Raw genomic sequence first — 23161 nt, 5'->3', positions numbered from 1 at the left:
CACCTCTTCCCATCCCGAACAGAGAAGTTAAGCCCTGCAGCGCCGATGGTACTGGGGTTACACCCGGGAGAGTAGGTCGCCGCCTCATTTATACAGACCCTTTGGAGCGATCCAAAGGGTTTTTTGCGTTTGGGGGAAATCAGAATTAAGATTTACGAATGACGATTTTCGACCTTCTCAAAGACTTCCTTCATCATCCGGATTATCCCAGCGTATATCATTAGTAGCGACCTTTGCAGTTTGACTTAATAGAGGTTTATTGAAGATAAAGTAAACAATACAGACCAATAAAGCTTTTAAACAAGACTCTTGAAATGCTGTTTTTTATAATGATTTATCTGAATGAAGTCCTTAATTTAGACAAACATAAATCAGCTTCTAAGCCATTTAATTAATGTAGAACCAACAAGTATGAAATCAATAGACCCACAAGGAGTAAGTACAGCTGAATTACATGGTTATTTGCTAGGATCCATTGCACCAAGGCCAATAGCTTTTGCCAGTACCATTGATGCTGAAGGAAATGTCAATTTGAGTCCATTTAGTTTTTTCAATGTTTTCGGATCCAATCCACCTGTTTTGGTATTCTCGCCATCAAGAAGGGTAAGAGATAATACTACGAAGCATAGCCTTGATAATGTTTTAGAGGTGCCGGAGGTGGTTATTAACATAGTGAATTATCCAATGGTGGAACAGATGTCACTTGCAAGTACAGAATATGATAAAGGAGTGAATGAGTTTGTGAAGGCAGGTCTTACCGAAGAAAAGTCTTTAGTGGTCAAGCCTCCCAGAGTCAAAGAAGCACCTGCAGCTTTTGAATGTAAAGTACTGCAGGTATTGCCAATAGGAGAAGAGGGAGGAGCTGCCAATTTGGTGATATGTGAAGTCTTAATGGTCCATGTACAGGAAGAAATCCTGGATCAAAATGGTAAAATCAATCCATTTAAACTTGATGCTGTTTCCAGAATGGGTGGGGATTGGTATTGTAGGGCAAATGGGAATGCCCTTTTTGAAATCCCTAAACCTCTTAGAAACAAAGGTGTAGGGGTAGATGAAATCCCTGCTGAAATACGAAATAGTTTGGTGCTCACGGGGAATAACCTTGGAAGGTTAGGTAATGTGGAAAAGTTGCCTTCTGCTGCTGAATTGGAAGAGTATGCTCAGCATCCTGTTATTCAAGAGTTCAAATTGCGTTTTCAAAATGACGAGGAAAGCTATATTTTTCATTTACATAGCTTGGCAAAAGAAAAGCTTGAAGAAGGTTTTGCAGCTGAAGCTTGGAAGATACTCCTTCAAAAAAAGTAAGGTAAGGGAAATCCCCTTACTTTACTTTAATGTCATATGGCATTCTCAGCATAAGACCCTCCATTCTCTTAAGTTTTTCCAGCTCATTGACATAAGGGGAAAGGGGGCCGTATTGTTGAAGTCCTATTCTCGCTTGTACTTCATTTGAAAATTGACTCATAAAGCGCTCAAACCACGGCTTTGTTTGTGGATAGTAAACCGTTCTGTAATCATCGGAAACACCGGCTTTTTCTGCAGCTATCTCGATGGCATTTTCTAAATTCCCCAGAACATCGACCAGACCATTTTCTAAGGCTTGATTTCCTGACCAAACCCTACCTGAAGCCACTGACATGATTTCTTCTTTGGAACGGTCTCTACCAGTAGCCACTCTATCTAGGAATAAGTCATATCCATCTTCTACAAATCCTTGGAAAATACTTCGCTCTGTCTCCGAAAGCTGTCTTGTAGGACTTAAAAAATCAGAAAATTCTCCGGTTTTTGCTACATCAGTCGTGATGCCAAGCTTGTTTTTCAAGAGCCCTTCTGCATTAAACCAAAGTGCAAAAATCCCAATAGAACCGGTAATGGTATTGGGTTGAGCCACGATGGTATCTGCCGCTGCGGCCAAGTAATAGCCACCTGAGGCAGCTACATCACCCATTGAGGCAATTACTGGTTTTTCTTTTCTGGCCTTATCAATTTCTCTCCACATCACCTCTGAAGCCAGAGCTGATCCTCCTGGAGAATTGATACGCAATACTATAGCCTTGATATCCTTGTTCTTCCTTGCCTTACTGATTTCTTTTGCAAATTCCTCTGAACCAATCATTCCTTCCATTTCACCACTTACAATTTCCCCTTCGGCTACTATGACAGCAATTCTATTTTTTGATGTCCTGTTTTTTGATTTTGCAGCTTTATTCATTTTGGTGATATTGATAGTAGGAATTTTTCCATCTTCCTCTATTTCAAGTTTTTGCCTGATTACATCCAATACCTGATCCTCATAATACAAACCATCGATCATATTGAGTTCTACTGCATCATTAACTCTTCTAATGAGCATTTTTGAATTGATTTCCATAACCCGCTCCGGTTCCAAGCCCCTGCTAATAGCTACTTCATTTATTGCAAGTTGGTTGAGGTCGTTCAAAAAAGATTCTGTTTGTAAGCGGTTTTCTTCACTCATTTCCTCCAAAAGGAAAGGCTCAACAGCACTTTTGAAATCACCAACCCTAAATACTTCTGGTTTTATCTCCAGTTTTTTGAATAGACCTGAAAAGAAAATAATCTCAGAAGCGAATCCGTTGTACTCCATCAGGCCTGCTGGGTTGAGGTAAACCTCATCAGCGACACTACTTAAGTAGTATCCGTTTTCTGAATAATATTCACCGTAGCTCAATATGAATTTGCCGGCATTTTTAAACGCAATAAGTTCATCCCGTAACTCTTTCATATTGGCCTGTCCAGCAGAAAAAGTACCTGCTTTTAGGTAAATACCTTTCACATCATCATTTTCTTTGGCTGTTTCTATAGCCCTTTTCAAATTGGATAGTCCTACTGTTGGTACTCCACCAAAAAGACTTAAGCTAGAAAAAGAAGGGTCATCCTCATTGGTTCTCTCTACTAAAACCCTTCCTTCCAAGTCCATTACGAGGACAGTATTGTTTTTGACAGTCACATCATCTTCAGAGGTAGAGATGATGGCGATTAAGCCTGCAAATATAAAAAAGCTCATAACTGAAAAAATCAGTAAGCCGACTATCACAGCTAGTACATTTCCTAAGAATCTCATATTTAGTGATTTTAAATTTGCCTTAAAAATACCGCTTTTTTAATTAAGTTTAGCGATTGTTTTAGGAGATATGGAAAAACTAATACTTATAGTTGGGGGTAACTTGGGAGATAGGCTTGCTTTGATCCAAAATGCAAGGATGCAGCTGGACAAAATATTTGGAATAAGTACAACGTCTTCCTCCATTTTCGAAACTGAGGCATGGGGAGGAATGTCAACTGGAAATTACCTCAATCAGGTTTTAGTGTTTCAGACAGATCAGAAACCGCGACAAATTCTAAATGCGATTTGGGAAATTGAATCAAGCTGTGGAAGGGAAAGGTTAGAGAAGTGGGGAGATAGGACTATGGATATTGATATTCTCTATTTTGGGGAAAATATTATTCAGGAACCTGGTTTGATAATTCCACACCCACATATATCAAAAAGGAAATTTGTATTGGAACCCTTGGTAGAGGTTATTCCAGATTTCATTCATCCAATTTTGGGAAAAAACCAAGTACAACTTTTGGAGGCTTGTGATGACCACTCCAAGGTGATTAAATATCAAAAAAGCCCGGAATGATGTCCGGGCTTGATGGAATTATATACTTGTAGCTTCAGCTTCTTTGTGAATTTTTTTAACCAATCCCTGAAGTACCTTTCCGGGACCACATTCTATGAACAAGGTAGCGCCATCCTTGACCATATTTTGTACGGATTGGGTCCATTTCACTGGCGCTGTTAATTGTGCAATTAGGTTCTTTTTGATTTCTTCCACATCACTTACCGCTGTTGTGCTGACGTTTTGATAGACAGGACAAATAGGAGAACTGAAAGTGGTTTCTTGAATTGCTTTTTCAAGTTTTTCTCTTGCAGGTTCCATCAATGGAGAATGAAACGCACCTCCTACAGGTAAGGGTAATGCTCTTTTCGCACCTGCTTCTTTCATTCTCTCGCATGCTATTGTAATACCTTCGTTTGATCCTGAAATCACCAATTGACCAGGGCAGTTGTAATTTGCGGCTACTACTATTTGACTGTCAATTGAATTACAGATTTCTTCCACTTTTTGATCTTCAAGACCTAAAATTGCAGCCATACCAGAGGGATTGATTTCACATGCTTCCTGCATGGCCAATGCTCTTTGATAGACTAATTTCAAACCATCTTCAAAAGCCAATGTGCCGTTTGCGACCAATGCTGAAAATTCACCTAGTGAATGTCCTGCTACCATATCAGGTTGGAAGTTAGGCGTGGTTTTGGCTAAAATAACCGAATGTAGGAAAATAGCGGGTTGGGTAACTTTTGTTTGTTTTAGTTCTTCATCAGAACCCGAAAACATGATGTCTGAAATCCTAAAGCCTAAAATTTCATTGGCTTTTTCAAATAAAACCTTCGCATTTTCATTGCTTTCATATAGGTCCTTTCCCATTCCGGAGAATTGGGCTCCCTGTCCCGGGAAGATATATGCCTTTGTCATTTTTTAATTATTTGAGTTTTGTGCAAATATATCAAAAAAAAAGCGGCCTCTTAGGAGGACGCTAATTTTGAAGTTATACTTATCACATCATACACCTAGGTCATAAATCTCTGTGATTTCTTTCAGAATTGATTTAAAATCGATTTTTAAATCGATTAGTTTTCCTGTAGAAACATCAAAAACCCATCCATGAACTCTCATTCCTCTTTTCCTTACAGCTTTCTGTACGACTGCTGTTTTTAGCAGATTGATGCACTGCTCTTGCACATTTAATTCAACAAGTCTGTTGTACCTTTCATTCTCATCAGAGATTTTATTCAGCTCATCTTTATGTAGACGATACACATCTCTGATATTCCTTAGCCAAGGATTGAGGATTCCCAAGTCAGCGGACTGCATTGCCGCTTTGACTCCTCCACAAAAATAATGTCCGCAAACCACTACATGGTCTACTTCCAGGTTGTCGACGGCATAGTTTAGTACTGACATGGCATTGAGGTCGATACTTATGACCATGTTTGCTATATTTCTATGCACAAAAACATCTCCTGGATTTACTCCCATAAGATCTTCTGCAGTAACCCTAGAATCAGAACAACCGATGTATAAAATATCTGGATTCTGACCTTTAGCTAAATTCTTAAAATAATCAGGATTATTTTTGAGCCTTTGGCTTATCCAGGTTTCATTGTTTTCAAAAACTTTTTCTATATCCATATCCTGGGTTTTTCAAAATGAAATTCAAATTAATGAATTTTTACCTGCCTTCAAGAAATTTCGCCCTTTCTTCTTCGGAGGGAAACCTGCACGTCTCTCTTTTTCCAAACCATTTGTACCTATTTCTAGCTATCCAGTCGTAAATAGGGTCTCGGATAAATGAAGGAATGATGATAAAAGCAAAAGTCATAGGCCAGAGTCCACTTAGGTTTTTAGCAATTTCCAAAGCTGCCCGGCTCTTATAAAATATATTATCTCCTTTTATCAATATAATGGAATCCAAATAACCTTCTTTTACTTTGTATTCCTTCAGAATTTCTTTTGAAGTATCCTCTTGCAAAGCCCCAAATTTGAATTTGTCATTTTTGTCACGAAGCATGATAAAGTCTACAGCATCATTACAAAGATTACAAACCCCATCAAACATCACTATATCATACTTGTCTTGTACTCTCATCTGATGACTTGAATAGTTCCTTTTAATTTTTGCTGCTGTAGCGAGGGATCCAAAACATCAAACAAAACAGTGCCGCTGTAGAAATAAGTGCCTGCAGGAAGGTCATTACCGTTTTTATCCCTTCCATCCCATCTAATGAAAATGTCATTTTCACTGGAGTTTAAGCTGTTGTATCGGAATACTTCAACTCCCCATCTGTTTACAATGAAAATCTCTACCCCCGTCACAAATCTTGGACATTGGGCAAATGGGTTGTCAAATGCCATGAACGTTTCATTGATACCGTCTCCATTTGGAGTGAAGGCATTAGGGAGTTCATAATATGGACAGTTGTCCACGCAGACGATGTTGCTAGGGTCACTTTCATTTCCTGACCTATCGACTGCGGTAATGTAATAGCAGCCTCTGTAGTTTGGAAGATTGGTAATAGTAGCCTGTAATTCGAAAGGAGAATAAGTGCCAACAAGATTGAATTGTCCTTCTTCTCCATCAGGTGTGAAATACAACCTGAAATTGTTCAATTCATCATCACAGGACCCTGAGAAGTCAGGCTCCCAGCTTAGGTTGTGTTCAAATGAATTGAAGCTGCAGGTTTTATCCTGTAAAAACTCTGCACAATCAGGACCCTCGAAGGTCAATACAGGAGGACAGGGCAAGCTATCATCGTCAGGTCTTGCACAGACTACCTGAGATTTGTTTTCAAGTGGATATTCTAATTGGTCGATGTTGTAGGCACCTTTGGTAATGACATAATAGCAATATTCGGTATCTCTTTTTAGGGTGACTCCATTGTGACTGCCATCATCAAAGTAATTGAAACCAGCTGTGGTCACATCAACTTCAGCAATCAGCTCAAATGTATCTTCATCCAATGCATCTGCATCGGTTCGGTTCCTGTAGACTTCATGTCGAAACTCCTGAATTGTATTGTTCCAAGGTACATTGAATTCCCAATTCAGCTCAATAGCTTCGTTGATGATGGTGGGGGATAACCTCACTGATGAGGCTGAACTTGAACTGTCTATAGTGGTGTTGTTTTCCTTCAAAATCACCTTGTAATTATAGACCAGGTTTTCAGTATTCAGTCCTGTGTCTGTAAATGAGGTATCTGAGGTTGAAATTACTGAAACCCTGTTTTGATTGCCCGTAAAGCCTGTATTTCTCAGTAGTTCATAGGTAAAAGGTCCGGGGAATTGTTCCCTGTCAATGTCATAAGGTGGGGTCCAGCGGATGAATATTTCACCGGTTTCTGTATCGGTTTCTTCTACGCTTACATTTGTGATCAATGGGACATCCACATCTACTGTGATGCATATTTCCTCAGAAACTATACTTTCTCCCAATCTTGGAACTGGGAATGCAGCCACTAATCTATAGCAATAGGTATTCCCCGGAGCAAGTCCTTCTCCGTTATTATCGTCTAAAAAATTAAAGGTACCCATATCGGTAGTTCCTACAAGCTCATAACCAGCCCTTATACCTGTTTCGCAAGAATCAGGTTCATAAGGATCGGAATTGAGCCTTCGCCAGACTTGCATACTTTCTGCACTTGTGGCACAGGTGTAAGGATCCCACTCAAGGCTTGCTGATCGACCTTGTTGTTGCTCTACTTCATTGAATACAGGAGGGGGGCCAACGACCTTTATACGCCACGTTCGGATATCTACCAATGCAGGGCCTGACCTAGGCTGATCGGTGATTCTTACTCTCACTTCGTAATCTCTTTCTCTTACATGACCACAGACTGTTTGCCACTCGAAGTCAACAATTCCAGGGCTAGATTGAAATACCGCCATAGGGTTGTAGGAAGCAGGTGAGGTATTTATTTCCATTGGTTCTCCAAAGATTTCTATCCGTATAGGGTCTCCATCCGGGTCAGAACCCTGAATAATTTCCTCTATTTTAGTACCAGCTACTACACAGAGGTCTGGAGGAAGTATAAGCTCAGGTCTTTGATTATTGGTATTCTCAATAATGATCTGCATATCCCTGATCACATAACCAATAAGACGGTATTCTCCTCCGATTCTACGCCATTCCTGTACCTGGAATGCAATGTTGTATTGTCCTGCAAGGCCAGGAGCATCCCATATCAAATCACCAGTAATCGGATCGATTTCTATAAATGGATTACCTGAACCGTCCTCTCTATTAAAAGAAAACTCGCCGGACCCAGGGCTTCTGTAATTGTTGACAAATCTTTGAAAACCTTGCTTTGGTCTTACGGTGATTTCATCGAAAAAATAAGCCAAACTGTCTCCATCCGGATCATATGCACCAGGGTTATGGATATACCTTACGTTTACACCGCCGTTATCGACTGGTGGAATCGTTAAAACCGGTGAATTATTAATGCCTATAAATGGATCAATGGTAATCATGGTTTCCACATAAAATGGAGTATCTACCGAATTGTCCATATTAAGCGTATTGGCATTCCGGTTAAATTCCCTAAACCAAATTGTATACTGTCCAGGGCCCTGATAAGTGTGTTCAATTACAAAAGTTGTTTTTTCAATTTGATTGCCCAGATTTTCAACCGTTGAAAACTCTGATTCTGTATTTAATCTTGTTTCCCTTCCATCTCCAAAGTTGATATCACCGGGTCCCAATACCACAGTTGATCTCGTATCGGTGTAGCCCACGACTGTGATTTTATAGGTGAGGGCTGTTGTGCTGACTCTTTCTGCGATGATTTCACCTGCGCGAATATGGGTGGCGTAAGATTGTTGGACCGCTGATAGGAAGAGGCAAAAGAAAATTAAAAGTAAATATCTGATTTTCATGAACTCTTGGCTTTGCTGTACAAGTTATACGAATTTAACTAATTCAAGTCGAAATTATTTTCTTTAAAGCAAACAATAAATTTGTACAGTTGGTTAAGATGTGAATTCAATTAAAGAAATAATCGATAGAAAACAGTCTATTTAGAACGTTTTAAAATAAGTTCAATCGTTTGTGTTCGGATTGTTTACTAAGCTTTCCAAATGTAAATTTGGCCCCAAAGTTTAATAAACCTATAATCAACGAACACTTAAATAAAGTATATGAGTTGGGTAACTAAAACCTTGAATAGCACCCTGGGCAAGAAACTATTGATGGCCCTCACCGGATTGTTTCTAATATTATTTTTGGTAGTACATTTAGCAGGTAACCTCCAGCTTCTACTACCGGATGAAGGTGAATCATTTAATATTTATGCAGAGACTATGGCAAACAATCCGCTTATTAAGGTTGTTTCAATTGGGAATTTTGCATTTATCCTGATTCACGTTATTTGGGCTATCTTATTGACCAAAACTAATAAAAAAGCGAGGCCAGTAAGTTATGCTGTTAGTAATGCTTCTACTAATAGTACTTGGGCATCCAGAAACATGGGTATTTTAGGTACGGTAATATTACTGTTCTTAATTATACATCTAAGAGGATTTTGGTATGAATTTAAATTTGGGGAAATACCAACGATAGTCTATGACGGTATCACATATAAAAATGGATTTGCAATCATATCAGAGGCATATTCCAACATACTATATGTAATCGTATATGTAGTTGCTATGGGATTCTTAGGTTTTCATCTTTCGCATGGTTTTGCAAGTGCCTTCCAGACGCTTGGTCTCAATCACGTGAAATATTCACCTTTGATCAAAAAGGTAGGATCCATCTTTTCGATTGTCATTCCAGCACTGTTCGCCCTTATTCCGATTGTCATGTACATTCAGACTTTGTAGGGATAAATTAATGAATGTGGAAATTTAAATTTCAGTTAGATGATACTAGATTCTAAAATACCTGATGGCCCATTGGCAGAAAAATGGACCAAACATAAATTTAACGTAAAGCTGGTAAATCCGGCTAACAAGAGGAAATATGAAGTTATCGTAGTAGGAACTGGCCTGGCCGGAGCTTCCGCTGCGGCTTCCTTGGCAGAGCTTGGCTATAATGTGAAAGCATTTTGTTTCCAAGACAGCCCAAGAAGAGCGCATAGTATTGCTGCACAAGGTGGAATCAATGCTGCAAAAAATTACCAGAATGATGGTGATTCTGTGTACAGACTTTTTTACGATACCATCAAAGGTGGTGACTACAGAGCAAGAGAAGCAAATGTTTTCAGACTTGCTGAAGTATCCGTAAATATAATTGATCAATGTGTGGCCCAAGGAGTTCCTTTTGCTAGAGAATATGGAGGTTTGTTGGCCAACCGTTCTTTTGGTGGAGCACAAGTGTCCAGGACTTTTTATGCCAGGGGTCAGACGGGTCAGCAACTTCTATTGGGTGCTTATTCTGCCTTGAGTAGACAGGTAGCCAACGGTAAAGTGAAGCTCTACCCGAGAACTGAGCTGATGGATGTGGTGACCGTGGATGGAAAAGCCCGTGGGATAATAACACGTAACCTCATCACTGGTGCTGTTGAATCTCATTCTGCACATGCCGTATTACTGTGTTCAGGGGGTTATGGAAACGTATTTTACCTTTCTACCAACGCCATGGGATCCAATGTAACTGCCGCTTGGAGGGCTCACAAAAAAGGAGCTTTGATGGCAAACCCGTGCTATACTCAGATTCACCCAACTTGTATTCCTGTTTCAGGGGATCATCAGTCTAAATTGACTTTGATGTCTGAATCACTTAGAAATGATGGTAGAGTATGGGTACCTGCAACAGTCGAAATGGCTGAAAAACTTAGGAAAGGCCAGATTACTGCCAACGAAATTAAGGAAGAAGATAGGGATTACTTCTTGGAAAGAAAATATCCTTCCTTTGGTAATTTGGTTCCTAGAGATGTGGCCTCTAGAAATGCCAAGTATGCTTGTGACGAAGGTAGAGGCGTGAATGAAACAGGAGAAGCTGTATTCTTGGATTTCAGAGATGCTATCGCAAGAGACGGTGAAGATTTGATTAGAGCCAAATATGGCAACCTTTTCGACATGTATCAGCAAATCACCGGTGACAATCCTTATAAGTTACCAATGATGATTTATCCTGCCGTGCATTATACAATGGGTGGTCTTTGGGTAGATTACAACCTCATGACGAATATTCCGGGGCTTTATGCTTTGGGAGAAGCAAATTTCTCTGATCATGGGGCCAATAGACTTGGAGCTTCTGCGCTTATGCAAGGTCTAGCTGATGGTTACTTTGTAGTGCCTTACACTGTTGGTGATTACTTGGCTCAGGCTGGATATGACAAAGTGTCGACAGATCATCCTGAGTTCCAAAAAGCAGAGAAAGAAGTAAAAGATAGAATTCAGAAATTACTGAATATAAAAGGAGAAAAAACAGTAGATCACTTCCATAAGAGATTGGGTAAAATCATGTGGGATTACTGTGGAATGGCCAGAACTGCCGAAGGTTTGACAAAAGCCAAAGGTATGATCAAGGAATTGAAAAAAGAGTTTTGGTCTAATGTCAGAGTACTAGGAGATAATGAAGAGCTCAATCAATCGCTCGAAAAAGCGCATAGGGTTGCAGACTTCATCGAACTTGGTGAGTTGATGGTAGATGATGCTTTGCATAGAAATGAATCATGTGGCGGTCACTTTAGAGAAGAGTATCAGACTCCTGAAGGAGAGGCATTGCGAGATGATGAGAATTTCGCGTATGTCGCTGCATGGAAATACTTGGGTGAAGGGCAAGAAGAAGAGCTTGTGAAAGAGCCTCTTGTATTTGAAAATGTGAAGTTGACCCAAAGAAGTTATAAGTAATCAAAAGCATTTAAACTCGTAAGAGCTATGAATTTAACTTTGAAAATCTGGAGACAGAAAAATATATCCGATAAAGGAGGATTTAAAGATTATAAAGTAACCGATATATCCAAAGACATGTCATTTTTGGAAATGTTGGATGTGCTTAATGAACAATTGTCCGATAAAGGAGAAGATCCAGTTCATTTTGACCATGATTGTAGAGAAGGTATCTGTGGTATGTGTTCATTGCATATCAATGGCAAACCTCACGGGCCTTTGCAAACGACTACGTGTCAGTTGCACATGAGGTCTTTCAATGACGGGGAGACCATTACTATCGAACCTTGGAGAGCAACTGCATTTCCTGTGGTAAAAGATTTAGTAGTAGATAGATCCTCCTTCGATAGAATTATCCAAGCTGGGGGCTACGTTTCGGTCAATACCGGCGGTGTGCCTGATGCAAATGAAATCCCTATTCCTAAAAGAATTGCTGATGAAGCATTTGATGCAGCAACCTGCATCGGTTGTGGTGCCTGTGTGGCTGCTTGTAAAAATGCCTCTGCAATGCTCTTTACATCAGCTAAGATTTCTCAGCTTGCCATGCTCCCACAAGGACAGGTAGAGAGGAAAGAAAGAGCTGAAAAGATGATTGCACAAATGGATTCTGAAGGATTTGGCGCTTGTACCAATACAGGAGCTTGTTCTGCAGAATGTCCTAAAGGAATCAGCCTGAGCAATATTGCAAGAATGAACAGAGAGTACTTTGCTGCATCTGTAAGTTCTGAAAATGTATAAAATCACTATTTGTATGTCAGCGTTTCTGTCAGTAGGCAACAAACCAAATTGACCAATCTAATAGTAGTTGATATTGTCTATTGATGGATATTGCTCTGAGACAAGGAATAAGATAAACAGACTTGTGACTTAAAAACAAAGAAACAGACGCATAATTTAAATAAGTTTTAGTTTTAAAAGCCGGCTAGTCCGGCTTTTTTTGTGCCTATTCGTATTTAATTCTTCAATATTCTTATATCGGATAAATTAGATAGTTTCTCGTTTTTAGACCAAATCAAATATTCGTATCTTTAAAAATTACTATAATTTAAAAAATTTATTTGATTAGATATTTACTAAGGAATGCATCTTATTGATCTGGGGATTTTTGTGGGCTACATGGTGGCCATGCTTGGCGTTGGTTATTATTTTATGAACCAAAACAAAAGCCAGGATGACTATTATGTCGGTGGGAGAAGTATAGGCAGCTGGCATATTGGCCTTTCAGTCGTGGCTACAGATGTGGGCGGTGGCTTCTCTGTTGGCTTAGGTGGTCTAGGATTTGTGATGGGGCTATCAGGTAGTTGGATGCTTTTCACAGGTTTATTAGGGGCTTGGCTGGCAGCAGTTTTTTTGATTCCACGGGTTAAGTCAGACAAGGCTTTTGCTAATTTCTACACCTTCCCTCAAATCTTTCAACACCTGTTCGACAAAAAAGTAGGGATAGTAGCTGCCATTATTTCCATGGTAGGTTATTTAGGTTTTACCTCTTCTCAGCTATTGGCTGGAGCAAAGCTGGCTTCAGGGACTTTCCTTGAACTCAGTCTGACCCAAGCTTTGGTTATCATGGGGGTGATAGCAGTGGTATACACAGTGTTGGGTGGCCTGAAAGCGGTTATTTATACAGATACGGTGCAGTGGATCATTCTCATGTTGGGTTTTATTTTTATTGGACTTCCCGTTGCCTATTATCATGTTGGTGGATGGGAAAGCATAAGAGCCACGCTTCCAGATGAGTATTTTTCCCTGACTAATTTGAGGTGGCAAGACCTTGCCAATTGGGGGATTACAATATTGCCTATTTGGTTTATAGGCATGACCCTTTACCAAAGGATTTTTGCCAGTAGAGATGAAAAGTCGGCCAAGAAAGCTTGGTTTATTGCAGGACTATTTGAATGGCCTATTATGGCCTTTATGGGAGTGGGTTTAGGTTTGCTTTCCAAAGTAGCTTTTGAACAGGGATTATTGATTATTGACTTGGATACCTTAGACCCTGAAATGGGACTACCCATTTTGCTCAGGACGATTTTACCTCCGGGGATCTTGGGGCTGATGATGGCGGCTTACTTTTCTGCGGTCTTGTCAACAGCGGATTCGTGCCTGATGGCAGCTTCGGGCAATTTGTCGACAGATATATTTGGAAAGTGGCTGAATGCAAAACCCGAAAAGTATCAAATTCGATTTAGCCAGCTTTTCACCCTGATTTTGGGTATCTTAGCATTGGCAGTAAGCATGCAAATGACCAATGTGTTGGAATTGATGCTTTACAGCTATGCTTTTATGGTGTCAGGATTATTGGTTCCAATACTCTTTGGCTTGTTTACAGAAAAGAGAAGCCCTTGGGCTGCGGTAGCTGCCATGATTTCAGGCGGAACTGTCACAGCTACTTTGGGTGCAATGGAGTTGAACCTGCCATTAGGTCTTGATCCAAATTTTTTCGGACTATTTACTTCTTTAGCAATGTATTTGCTTGTTTATTATATATCTGATAAGAAAAAACAAAATAAAAATAAAGTTTATGCTTAAAATAGAAACACTTTCGGCAATAGATCAAGCTACCTATTTGCAAAAAAAGGAGATCGCTGATTTTCTTTTTGAGCACCTTGATCAATATGGAGATCCACATGCGGACATCATGAAATGTCTCGATTATGCTTTAGATCAGGCAGTGGACAAGGGTGGTTTTGCGGTTTTGGCACGAGAAGATGATAGTATCGTAGGTGCTGTAGTCATCAACAAGACAGGAATGTCGGGTTATATTCCGGAAAATATCTTAGTGTACATTGCTGTCAATGCATCACAAAGAGGGAAAGGTGTAGGGAAAAAAATAATGCAAACTGCCATTGAGCTGGCCAATGGAGATATAGCACTACATGTAGAACCTGACAACCCAGCTAAGATACTTTATGAAAAACTAGGTTTTACTAACAAATACCTAGAAATGAGACTAAAAAAATAATATGGCTTACTTTACACTAAATAGAACCAAACTCAGAGAAAACTTCCATTACCTCAAAGGGATGTTTGATGAAAGTGAAATATCCTGGGGTGTGGTTTCTAAGATTTTATGTGGAAACAGGAAGTTTATAGGAGAATTGATTGACCTCGGGGTGAATGAGATTCATGACTCGAGGATCAGCAACTTGGCGAAAGTCAAAGAAATCAACCCAGATATCCAAACTGTATACATCAAGCCGGTTTCTAAAAGAAACATAGACAAGATGGTCAAGTATACAGATGTAAGTCTTAATAGTGAATTGACCACCATCAAATGGATTTCTGATGAAGCGGTAAAACAAGGCAAGACGCATAAAATCATCATTATGGTGGAGACAGGAGACCTAAGAGAAGGTGTCATGGGAGACCATTTGGTTGATTTTTATGCAAAGATTTTTGATTTGCCAAATATCGATGTAATCGGTCTTGGCACCAACCTCAACTGCCTGAATGGTGTCATGCCGTCTTCTGATAAGTTGATACAATTGTCGCTTTACAAGCAAATCATTGAATTGAAATTTAACAAAGAAATACCCTGGGTATCGGCAGGTACTTCTGTGACCATACCACTCATGTTACACAAGCAATTGCCAAAAGGAGTAAATCACTTCAGGGTAGGGGAGACTTTGTTTTTCGGAGTTGATTTGTTTGAAGAGAAAATTATTGAGGGGATGCATGGGGATGTTTTTACCCTATTTGCTGAAATTATCGAAATGCAGGAAAAGCCACTTTTGCCCAGTGGTACCCTAGCGGCCAATCCACAAGGAGAGGTGATAGAAATTGATGAGGAGTTGTATGGAAGGTCTTCATTTAGAGCCATTCTAGACATTGGATTGCTTGATGTTGATCCCAAATACTTAATTCCTGAAGATGGTGAATTTGAGATTTTAGGCGCAAGTTCAGATATGCTGATACTTAATTTAGGAGTAAATCCCAAAAAGTATCAAGTTGGGGATGTGGTGAAGTTTGGCCTCAAATACATGGGTGCTCTAAGTATTCTCAATTCCAGTTATGTGGATAAAGTTGTCAGTGAATAGCTGTTGAGCGACAAGGGTTTAGCTTTTCTGATGTATATAAAGTTGGTTTTTGGCATAGTATTGGCCTTTTTGAGGCCAAACCAACTATTAAATTATGAAAAAGTTAACAATGATTTTCGCTGTAATGGCACTGTTTGCAGTCAATGCTAATTCGCAATCCAGCAATGAGGGAAGAGGTGGTCTTGGTGTCCGTGGAGGAGGTAATTTTTTCACCTTTGGTGGTGGAGATATCTCAGAAGACAATTACACCAATAGAACAGGATTTCATTTAGGTCTTTACTCCACGATCTTTCTTGGACAATCTTTTGCCATAGAACCAGGTGCGTATTATTCCATGAAAGGAACCAGAAATGATGACTTTCTCAATTCCAGGGCGAATTTGAATTACATAGACGTTCCGATTTTGGCTAGGGCTTACCTGACTGAAGGATTAAATATCTTTGCAGGGCCACAGATCTCATTTCTGACTTCATCTACTTTTGAAGGCGACTTATTTGGTTCTACTGTAAGCTTTGATTCCGATAATGTTAGAGAAACGGATTATGGTGTAGTTGTTGGACTGGGTTATAATCTCCCCAAGGGATTGAATGTGCAGGGTTCATACAATTATGGAATGGCTCCGGTATTTAAAAACAGTAATTCAAATGCATACAACAGAGGATTTCAACTTTCGGTAGGTTTGACCTTCTAAAATCTTAATCATATTTATTTAAAAAGGCTCAGTTATTTTAATTGGGCCTTTTGATTTTTCAACGTTTTTTCATCCATTTCATTGATCCAATCTTTGATCAATTGCAGTCCTTCTTCATGTACACTTACCCTTCCAATCTCAGGCATTGCCGCTCCTACTTGATTGGTTCCCATTCTAAAAGTCAAAATGGATTCATCTGCTTTTCCAGGATAAATAGCAAACTTAAATGAACCTGCACCGAAACCAGCGGCTACTGGTGTTTTAAAAACTCCCAATTTCATGTGGTCTCTTTCTTCATAATTGAGAAACAGACCTGATGTACTAGCAGGCCCCTCGGCCCTATGACAATGTGCACAATTGATGTCCAGATATGCCATCGCCCTAAGGTTAAGACCCTGACTTTGGTCAGTGTAATTGACCACCGAAGGGAGATTTTCGATACTGCCCATTTCTTTAAGATATCCTACCTCTTCCCATTTTACCAATTGGTTTTGATTTCCTGAACTGTATGCAAATGGATGATTGAGGTGCTTGGCTTTTACACCAATCGGAGCCATTTCTTCATTGACATTATGACAACTTTTACATTGGTTTTTGTTGGGGACAATATAATTGATGATTTGTGATTCTCCTTTTTCGTCCTTCCATTTTACAGGGATTTCGGCTCCTACTACCTTGTATGAGGCATCAGTCTGTTCATTGTTCCACACATAGGGATAAGCTTCCCAAATACCATTTCTTCTGATCATCAGCCTGGTTTCTATCATCCTGATGTTTTCTTCTGGTTTATTGAAATCTGCCGGATAATAAAAATTTTTGATCAATACCGTCCGGTCGGGAAAGGCCATAGTTCCTTCCATATCATCATTGATTGCTGCATGCTGTCCATCAGGCATCCAGATGTACCTGCTTTTGTGGGCATAGTCAGTAAATAGAGATGAAGCGGGTTCATAGATCATTACACCATCTGCTGCTTTCATCTCTCTTATTTTTCCCTTGAAAAAGCCGTAATCAGAAAGATTTTTGAATGGCATTTGGTCAAAGTCCAAAGTGGAAAGTTCTACTTCAGGAGCTTCCCAGTTTTCGTAGGTTATTTCTGCTTCCCCTGGAGATTCTTTTTTGGGATCGCTAGAACAAGCCGCAAAAACACCATAAAGCAAGAATATACTATACCAATTAAAACACTTTTTCATTTTTTATAAATTGGCTATAGGATTGACGTCTGTCTTGATTTCGATTTTACATTGAAAAGGCGCATAATCTTTTGATGCCTTGATATTCTCTTCACCCTCCCAAAGGTCAAAAAGTGTAAAGTGTAATTTTTCCATCCCATTTTCCTGAATACAGATTTTCATCGGGTTGGTATTGATATCTGCGCTTAGGCTTTTGTCCCAAAAGCCATCATACACAATATCCTGGGTTTTGCCTTTGCCATGTGCATTGTATACAGAGATCAGCTGACCAAACTCTTTAGAAAGATCCGGTATTTTCATAGTTCTTTGGTAGTCATTACCGTGGACGTAAATGTTGGACGTAAATGGAGACCAATTGGGCGCCTCGGAAGGGAAGCCTGTAATGTGGTAGTTGGATATCGCTACACCCACTGTTTTGTTTTTGTGTATTCGGTTATTGTAGATTTCCACATCTTTGGCGGCTAAGAGGATGATTCCAGAACCGGGAGGAATCATGGTCACAGTATTGCCATTTGGTTCCTCACTGAGTGGCATAGCAAAGTTGACATGATTGTTTGAAATGATGTCGTTGTCATAGATTTTGGTGCCACGGCCCTCAGCTTTGGGAAGTCCGGGTAGGTTAAACACCAGAATGCCACCTGAGTTGTCTCTTGCAACGTTGCCAAATACTTCAGCATTATCTGAATTTTCGATCTCAATTCCGGCTACATTCCCAAAGGCCAGTGAATTTTTGACAATGATGTTTTCAGATTGCCCCACATAGATACCTGCATCTTTGGAATGGGAAGCAATGCATTCATCAATCATGACATTTTTGCACTGGACAGGATAAATGGCATAGGTTCCGTTTTTCGACTTGTCGCCATTGGTCCAGGTTACATTGATTCGCCTAAAGGTGATGCCATCGCTATGCTGGCTTTTGATGCCGTCACCGGGAGCATCCTCAATACTCAGGTCTTGGATTTTCACATTGTTACCAACAAGCTTTACTCCTTCTCCACCTGACCTCAATTCCCTGAATGAAAGCACCGTTTCAGCCATTCCGGCACCTTTGATGGTGATGTTGTTTTTATTATCCAAAATCAACTGCGTCTTCAAATTGTAAAAACCTGCAGGGATTTCAATGATGTCTCCGTCTTTTGCCATGACGAAGGCTTCTACAACCTGATCTACCTCGTCCTGACTAGCACGAGTAAGTTTACTGGAGTCATAGGTCATTTCTGAACTACTGTCATTACAGGAAACCAAAATGCCCGATATTAAGAGCAAAATTGACAAAAACGAGTAGCAGGGTTTAGTTTTCATAGTTGCTTGGTTTATGGCATATGTCAAATTTATCGAATTGACAGGTAATTGTCATTTGATAAATATCAAAAAATCAAAGGCTTGCCCTAATTCTGCTTAGGGTTTCTATACTCATATCTAAAAAGGAAGCTATTTGTCCCACACTTGCTTTTTGAATGATCTCCGGTTTATATTGAATTAACTCCTCGTACCTTTCCCGAGCATTTTTGAATTTTGAAAATATAAGGTGTTCCTCCAGTCTGATGTAATATTGTTCCAAAAGTAATCTATAAGCCCTTTCAAGATCATGATACTCCTCAAACAAGTCCATCAAGGACTTATGACTGATACACCACATTTCGCAATCCTCCATGGCTTCAATGTTTTCATAAGAAGGAGTTTGTGTAATAAAACTGGACATAGAGGTGATGAATTCCCCCTCAAGACTGAAGCTGATGGTAATGTCTTTGTCATCCCTAAAGTAGTAACTTCTGACACTGCCCTTTTGGATAAAAAACAAAAACTCACTGACCTCTCCTTCCTCTATAAGTTTTTTAGACTTTGATATTTTAAGGATATGACCATTTTCTAAAAAAGCCTGCAAAGATTTTTCATCTAAATCCAAAAAGTTATTAAGGGTTTCTGTTAATTTACTCAATGTTTTTTAAAGAAAGGGTTGAAGAACATGTTTGCCCTGAATACTAAACTATCTGAAACAAATTAAATAAAATTATTCAATGAACATGAAAAAACTATTATTGCTTTCTTTTGTCATTTTCGGCTTAATGACTACGCAAAACTTATTTGCACAAGTTGGATTAAGGACTGGAATCAATGTAGCCAATTTGAATGGATACAGTTTCGACTCCCGTGTGGCATTTCGTGCAGGAGCATACTACGGTTTCGAACTTATGGACAAGATCAAAGTTGAGCCGGGCCTTTATTTTTCCCAAAAGGGAATCAAATCTGATGTAGAAGCTGTCAATGACAGGTTGAGTTATATCGATGTGCCTGTTGTGGTGAGATATGGTGTTACGGAGAAGTTGAATGTCTTTGCTGGTCCGCAGGCTTCAGTATTGGCTGCAAGGAGATTTGAAGGTCCTGATGGAGTATCTAGGGCTACAAGCACTATCAGGGGATATGATTTGGCTGCTGTGCTAGGAGTTGCTTATGAAATATACAATGGAGTGGGTATTCAAGTGGGTTACGATTTTGGGTTGATTGACCTCAATTATTTTGATACCAATGTCAAAAGCAGGGTATTCCATTTTTCAGTAAATAGGAATTTCTAACCCTTAATCCTGTTGGGGTTTTCTTCCAAGAATGACTTCCAGCCGGCAGTGCGGCCTCTAGCCTGAAGTCTGCCATCGTGAAAATGGTGGCAGACTGCTACTGCCAAAGCATCAGTAGCATCCAATAATTTTGGCAATTCTTCAATATTCAACAAAGTCTTCAGCATAGCAGCCACTTGTTCTTTAGACGCATTTCCGTTGCCGGTGACGGACTGCTTTACTTTTTTAGGTGAGTACTCAACAATTGCGATTTCCCGGGCAAGAGCAGCAGCCATAGCCACGCCCTGTGCACGGCCAAGTTTCAACATGGACTGTACATTTTGCCCATAGAAAGGGGCTTCCAATGCTACTGCATCCGGGTGGAACTCATCAATAAGTCCTGTAATCCTTTCAAAAATCTTTTTGAGCTTGAGTTCGTGAGTAGTATACTTTTTTAAGTGAATGACCCCATACTGTAGTGGCTTGTATTGCTTTCCTTCCACAAGGATCAAACCATAGCCCATGATGTTGGTGCCCGGGTCTATTCCAAGAATTATTTTTTCCTTTGCTTCTTTTTTGTCTACTTTACTCATCAACGCAAGTTAAACCAATTCATGCTAACAATTTACTTTTTGCTGGCGATACTTTATCCAGTTCTTTTGGGCAGGATGAAGGCCATTTGGGAAAAAAGTCAAAGACCAATTCAACTTAAAGGGCCTTCTGAAATGGTTACTGTGATCATTCCGTTTAGAAATGAAGCTGAAAACTTACCGAGTATTTACCGCTCAGTTCGAGCTTTGAATTACCGGCCCCTTCAGGTGCTTTTTGTCAATGATTGCTCAGAAGACGATTCGGTTTTTATCCTTTCAAAACTGCTTGCTCAAACAAATGAGGTAGACATGTCATTTGAAATACTGCATGCACAGGGAATCGGTAAAAAATCAGCACTTCATACAGGAATTCAACATGCATGTAGTGAAATAATTCTTACCACTGATGCTGATTGTGATCTCCCAGTATTTTGGGTGGATTTGATGGTTTCATCTTTTATTGAAAAAGAAGTACAACTTGTGGCAGGGCCGGTCATTAGTGAGGGTGGAACGGATTTTTTAAGGAGATTCCAACAGATAGAGTGGGCTAGCGTTTTGTTGGCTACACATACAGGCTTTGCTTTGCGCAAGCCTTTGATGTGCAGTGGTGCTAACCTTGCCTACCGAAAATCTGCCTTCTTAGAAGTAGATGGATATATTGGAAATGAGCACATAATGTCTGGAGATGATGAGTTTCTATTGAAAAAAGTCATAAGGCATTTCGGGGTGGAATCAGTCAGATATATCAAAGAAGAAGAGGTCCTGGTGCTTACCAAAGCTCAGGCAAGTTGGTCAAGGTTATTTTCCCAAAAAGTAAGATGGGCATCTAAATGGAAGCTCCATCAAAGCGCTATTCATTCCTTCTCTTCTATATTGCCCGTGCTGTTTCAGTTAATTTTTCTCAGTAGTTTTGTTTTGCTTAGCCAAGGAAAACAGGGGGTCATAGTTTTTTGTTTTTTGTGGGGCGCAAAAATGATATCAGAGTATTGGAGTTTATCCTTTGTGTTGGGTTCATTCTCTATCAATCAACCTAGGTGGTCGGTTAACTTGACCAGCATTTTTCATCCTATCTATGTGATGAGGGTAGTATTTGGAGCACTTTTAGGAAAATTTGATTGGAAAGGAAGAAATTCTTTGGATAAGCCGTAATTTAGGGATCGAAAAAGAAATAAAATGACCGAAGAGGAGTTTGATTTATTGGATGAGCTTTATTTTGTTCAGCATTACAGCTATTTGAAAGAGACATTGGCTTGGGAGGATTCCAAGCTTTTGGAAACATTGAGCTCTCTACACCAAAAAACCTATATCAAATGCCTCACAGCACCCGATGCGGAGATTTTTGATCAGGTTGATTTTCAGGAAAAAGGAAAAGAATTGTATTATCTCGCCACCAAAAAAGGCCTGATGGAACACAACGCCATTTAATGTGACATCTACTACAGTAGCATATCAGAAAAAAGAACTGGAGCTCAAAGCGCTTCTGGAAATCACCCAGGCTATCAATGAGAACAAGCCTTCTTCAGTGCTCTTGGATATTTTTAAGTTCACTTGTCTGGTGCATTTGAATATACGGTCGATTTTGCTCTATATGGTCAATCAAGACCAATATGAAAAGAAAATCAGCCATGGTGTCAAAAGTCAGATACCTGAGTTTATTCCTGATCAAAATGTAAGTTTTGACAAGGATGAAGGCAAGTTGAATATTCAAGTAGGCCCTGGCTTTTCTTTTGGGGAATTGGAAAATTACCTCCCGGTGTTTCACAAAGATAAAATGTTGGCTATTCTTTTTCTTAAAAAGAAAGATGAAACCGAAGAGTTGGATCTGAATTTCACCCAAGCACTGACCAATATCATGGTTGTAGCCTTGGAAAACAAAAGGTTTGCCAAAAGGCAGTTGGAGCAGGAAAGACTCAAAAAAGAGGTGGAAATCGCTTCAAATGTGCAGCGTATGCTCTTCCCTTCTGAGCTGCCTAATACGGATAAGTTGAAGGCAAAAGTGACTTATGTGCCTCATTCTACGGTGGGGGGAGATTACTATGACCTTATTAGAAAATCCGACGATGAGGTGTTTTTCTGTATTGCAGATGTTTCAGGGAAAGGAATGCCCGCCGCTTTATTGATGTCTAATTTTCAGGCAGCGCTGAGGACATTGCTCAGAAGCAGCTCTGACCTCAAGATGATTGTCGAACAATTGAATTTTACGATTTTTGACAATACCAAAGGTGAAAAGTTTATCACTTTCTTTTTGGGACATTACCATTATAAGAAAAGGGAACTTATCTATATCAATGCTGGACATAATCCACCGGTGTTATGCTGGGAAGGGGAGAAAAGGAGTGAATCCTTGGGTGCAGGTACCACTATTTTGGGGGCGTTTGAAGAATTGCCTTTTATGGAGGTGGGGAGAAGACAGCACCTGAAAGGCTTCACTATTCACTTGTACACAGACGGCTTGACGGAGAGTTTCAACTTGGAGGAAGAAGAGTATGGAGACCTTCGCTTCAATCAGTTTGTGAAAAATAACCTGTGCGTGGATCCTCATTATTTTCATGAGAGTTTCTTTGAGGAACTGAAAAACTACTCAGCTGGTGGTCAGCAGCGAGATGATGTGACTTTGTTGAGCTTAAGATTCAAGTAGA

22 protein-coding genes and 1 rRNA gene are annotated in these 23161 nt (G+C 39.8%); 14 read left to right on the top strand and 9 right to left on the bottom strand.

What is annotated here, in order from left to right; translation table 11 throughout:
• Both rrf and CLW00_RS12170 read left to right on the top strand, forming a co-directional pair.
• A 5S ribosomal RNA gene (gene rrf / locus CLW00_RS12175) occupies nt 1–88 on the top strand; the annotation flags it as partial.
• A gap of 323 nt (nt 89–411) precedes the next feature.
• Complete coding sequence (locus CLW00_RS12170; protein WP_106133953.1) at nt 412–1305, top strand: flavin reductase family protein; 894 nt, start codon at nt 412–414, stop codon at nt 1303–1305.
• A gap of 16 nt (nt 1306–1321) precedes the next feature.
• On the opposite strand, the gene sppA is transcribed toward CLW00_RS12170, so the two are convergent.
• Nucleotides 1322–3082 (bottom strand): signal peptide peptidase SppA, encoded by a 1761-nt coding sequence (gene sppA, locus CLW00_RS12165; protein ID WP_106133952.1) that lies wholly within the window; start codon nt 3080–3082, stop codon nt 1322–1324.
• Nucleotides 3083–3152: 70 nt separating this feature from the next.
• Between sppA and folK the strand changes: the two genes are divergently transcribed.
• Nucleotides 3153–3647, top strand: a complete 495-nt coding sequence (gene folK, locus CLW00_RS12160) for a 2-amino-4-hydroxy-6-hydroxymethyldihydropteridine diphosphokinase (protein WP_106133951.1) — start codon at nt 3153–3155, stop codon at nt 3645–3647.
• Between the two features lie 18 nt (nt 3648–3665).
• Here folK and fabD read toward each other — a convergent pair whose 3' ends face one another.
• The 4 genes from fabD to CLW00_RS12140 all read right to left on the bottom strand — a co-directional run bounded on the left by fabD (nt 3666) and on the right by CLW00_RS12140 (nt 8504).
• Nucleotides 3666–4544, bottom strand: coding sequence for an ACP S-malonyltransferase (gene fabD / locus CLW00_RS12155; RefSeq protein ID WP_106133950.1), 879 nt, complete (start codon nt 4542–4544; stop codon nt 3666–3668).
• Nucleotides 4545–4631: 87 nt separating this feature from the next.
• Entirely contained in the window at nt 4632–5261 is a 630-nt protein-coding gene (locus CLW00_RS12150; RefSeq protein ID WP_106133949.1) for a carbonic anhydrase, read from the bottom strand.
• A 40-nt stretch (nt 5262–5301) separates the two neighbouring features.
• Entirely contained in the window at nt 5302–5718 is a 417-nt protein-coding gene (locus CLW00_RS12145; RefSeq protein ID WP_106133948.1) for a thiol-disulfide oxidoreductase DCC family protein, read from the bottom strand.
• Nucleotides 5715–8504 carry a T9SS type B sorting domain-containing protein gene (locus CLW00_RS12140; RefSeq protein ID WP_106133947.1) on the bottom strand — a complete coding sequence of 930 codons (2790 nt, stop codon included), beginning with the start codon at nt 8502–8504 and terminating at the stop codon, nt 5715–5717. Before CLW00_RS12140 ends, CLW00_RS12145 begins: the two co-directional genes overlap by 4 nt.
• A 261-nt stretch (nt 8505–8765) precedes the next feature.
• Here CLW00_RS12140 and CLW00_RS12135 point away from each other — a divergent pair, with 261 nt between their 5' ends.
• From CLW00_RS12135 to CLW00_RS12105, 7 genes are all read left to right on the top strand, one after another.
• The gene (locus tag CLW00_RS12135) at nt 8766–9449 is read left to right on the top strand and encodes a succinate dehydrogenase cytochrome b subunit (RefSeq protein ID WP_106133946.1); all 684 of its coding nucleotides are present in this window, start codon (nt 8766–8768) and stop codon (nt 9447–9449) included.
• A gap of 39 nt (nt 9450–9488) precedes the next feature.
• Nucleotides 9489–11423, top strand: coding sequence for a fumarate reductase/succinate dehydrogenase flavoprotein subunit (locus CLW00_RS12130; RefSeq protein WP_106133945.1), 1935 nt, complete (start codon nt 9489–9491; stop codon nt 11421–11423).
• A gap of 27 nt (nt 11424–11450) precedes the next feature.
• Nucleotides 11451–12200: a succinate dehydrogenase/fumarate reductase iron-sulfur subunit gene (locus tag CLW00_RS12125; RefSeq protein WP_106133944.1), complete on the top strand. Its 750-nt coding sequence runs from the start codon at nt 11451–11453 to the stop codon at nt 12198–12200.
• A gap of 342 nt (nt 12201–12542) precedes the next feature.
• Nucleotides 12543–13985, top strand: coding sequence for a sodium:solute symporter family protein (locus CLW00_RS12120; RefSeq protein WP_106133943.1), 1443 nt, complete (start codon nt 12543–12545; stop codon nt 13983–13985).
• Nucleotides 13978–14418, top strand: a complete 441-nt coding sequence (locus tag CLW00_RS12115; protein WP_106133969.1) for a GNAT family N-acetyltransferase — start codon at nt 13978–13980, stop codon at nt 14416–14418. The genes CLW00_RS12120 and CLW00_RS12115 overlap by 8 nt, the downstream gene beginning before the upstream one ends.
• 1 nt (nt 14419) lies before the next feature.
• On the top strand, nt 14420–15493 hold the full coding sequence (locus tag CLW00_RS12110; protein ID WP_106133942.1) for an alanine racemase: 1074 nt from the start codon (nt 14420–14422) through the stop codon (nt 15491–15493).
• 94 nt (nt 15494–15587) lie between these two features.
• Nucleotides 15588–16184 (top strand): porin family protein, encoded by a 597-nt coding sequence (locus CLW00_RS12105; protein ID WP_106133941.1) that lies wholly within the window; start codon nt 15588–15590, stop codon nt 16182–16184.
• Between the two features lie 32 nt (nt 16185–16216).
• Here the strand turns inward: CLW00_RS12105 and CLW00_RS12100 are convergent, their stop codons facing one another.
• The 3 genes from CLW00_RS12100 to CLW00_RS12090 form a co-directional block, all read right to left on the bottom strand.
• A complete protein-coding gene (locus tag CLW00_RS12100) occupies nt 16217–17377 on the bottom strand; it encodes an SO2930 family diheme c-type cytochrome (protein WP_106133940.1) in 1161 nt (386 codons plus the stop codon).
• A gap of 3 nt (nt 17378–17380) precedes the next feature.
• Nucleotides 17381–18682, bottom strand: a complete 1302-nt coding sequence (locus tag CLW00_RS12095; protein WP_106133939.1) for a parallel beta-helix domain-containing protein — start codon at nt 18680–18682, stop codon at nt 17381–17383.
• Between the two features lie 73 nt (nt 18683–18755).
• Complete coding sequence (locus tag CLW00_RS12090; RefSeq protein ID WP_106133938.1) at nt 18756–19319, bottom strand: Crp/Fnr family transcriptional regulator; 564 nt, start codon at nt 19317–19319, stop codon at nt 18756–18758.
• Between the two features lie 85 nt (nt 19320–19404).
• Here CLW00_RS12090 and CLW00_RS12085 point away from each other — a divergent pair, with 85 nt between their 5' ends.
• Complete coding sequence (locus tag CLW00_RS12085) at nt 19405–19953, top strand: porin family protein (protein ID WP_170073219.1); 549 nt, start codon at nt 19405–19407, stop codon at nt 19951–19953.
• On the opposite strand, the gene ruvC is transcribed toward CLW00_RS12085, so the two are convergent.
• A complete protein-coding gene (ruvC, locus tag CLW00_RS12080) occupies nt 19950–20525 on the bottom strand; it encodes a crossover junction endodeoxyribonuclease RuvC (protein WP_106133936.1) in 576 nt (191 codons plus the stop codon). The genes CLW00_RS12085 and ruvC overlap by 4 nt on opposite strands.
• A 21-nt stretch (nt 20526–20546) precedes the next feature.
• Here ruvC and CLW00_RS12075 point away from each other — a divergent pair, with 21 nt between their 5' ends.
• From CLW00_RS12075 to CLW00_RS12065, 3 genes are read left to right on the top strand one after another with little or no spacing between them, the layout of a single operon-like run.
• A complete protein-coding gene (locus CLW00_RS12075; RefSeq protein WP_106133935.1) occupies nt 20547–21671 on the top strand; it encodes a glycosyltransferase in 1125 nt (374 codons plus the stop codon).
• Between the two features lie 24 nt (nt 21672–21695).
• On the top strand, nt 21696–21947 hold the full coding sequence (locus CLW00_RS12070; protein WP_106133934.1) for a hypothetical protein: 252 nt from the start codon (nt 21696–21698) through the stop codon (nt 21945–21947).
• 1 nt (nt 21948) lies between these two features.
• Nucleotides 21949–23160 (top strand): PP2C family protein-serine/threonine phosphatase, encoded by a 1212-nt coding sequence (locus CLW00_RS12065; protein WP_106133933.1) that lies wholly within the window; start codon nt 21949–21951, stop codon nt 23158–23160.
• Nucleotide 23161 lies beyond the last annotated feature (1 nt).

It is taken from the genome of Mongoliibacter ruber, from assembly GCF_003003005.1.
GTDB classification, from domain to species: Bacteria; Bacteroidota; Bacteroidia; order Cytophagales; family Cyclobacteriaceae; genus Mongoliibacter; species Mongoliibacter ruber.
Note: the sequence above shows the minus strand (reverse complement) of the source record. Positions and strands in the feature narration are given on the sequence as shown.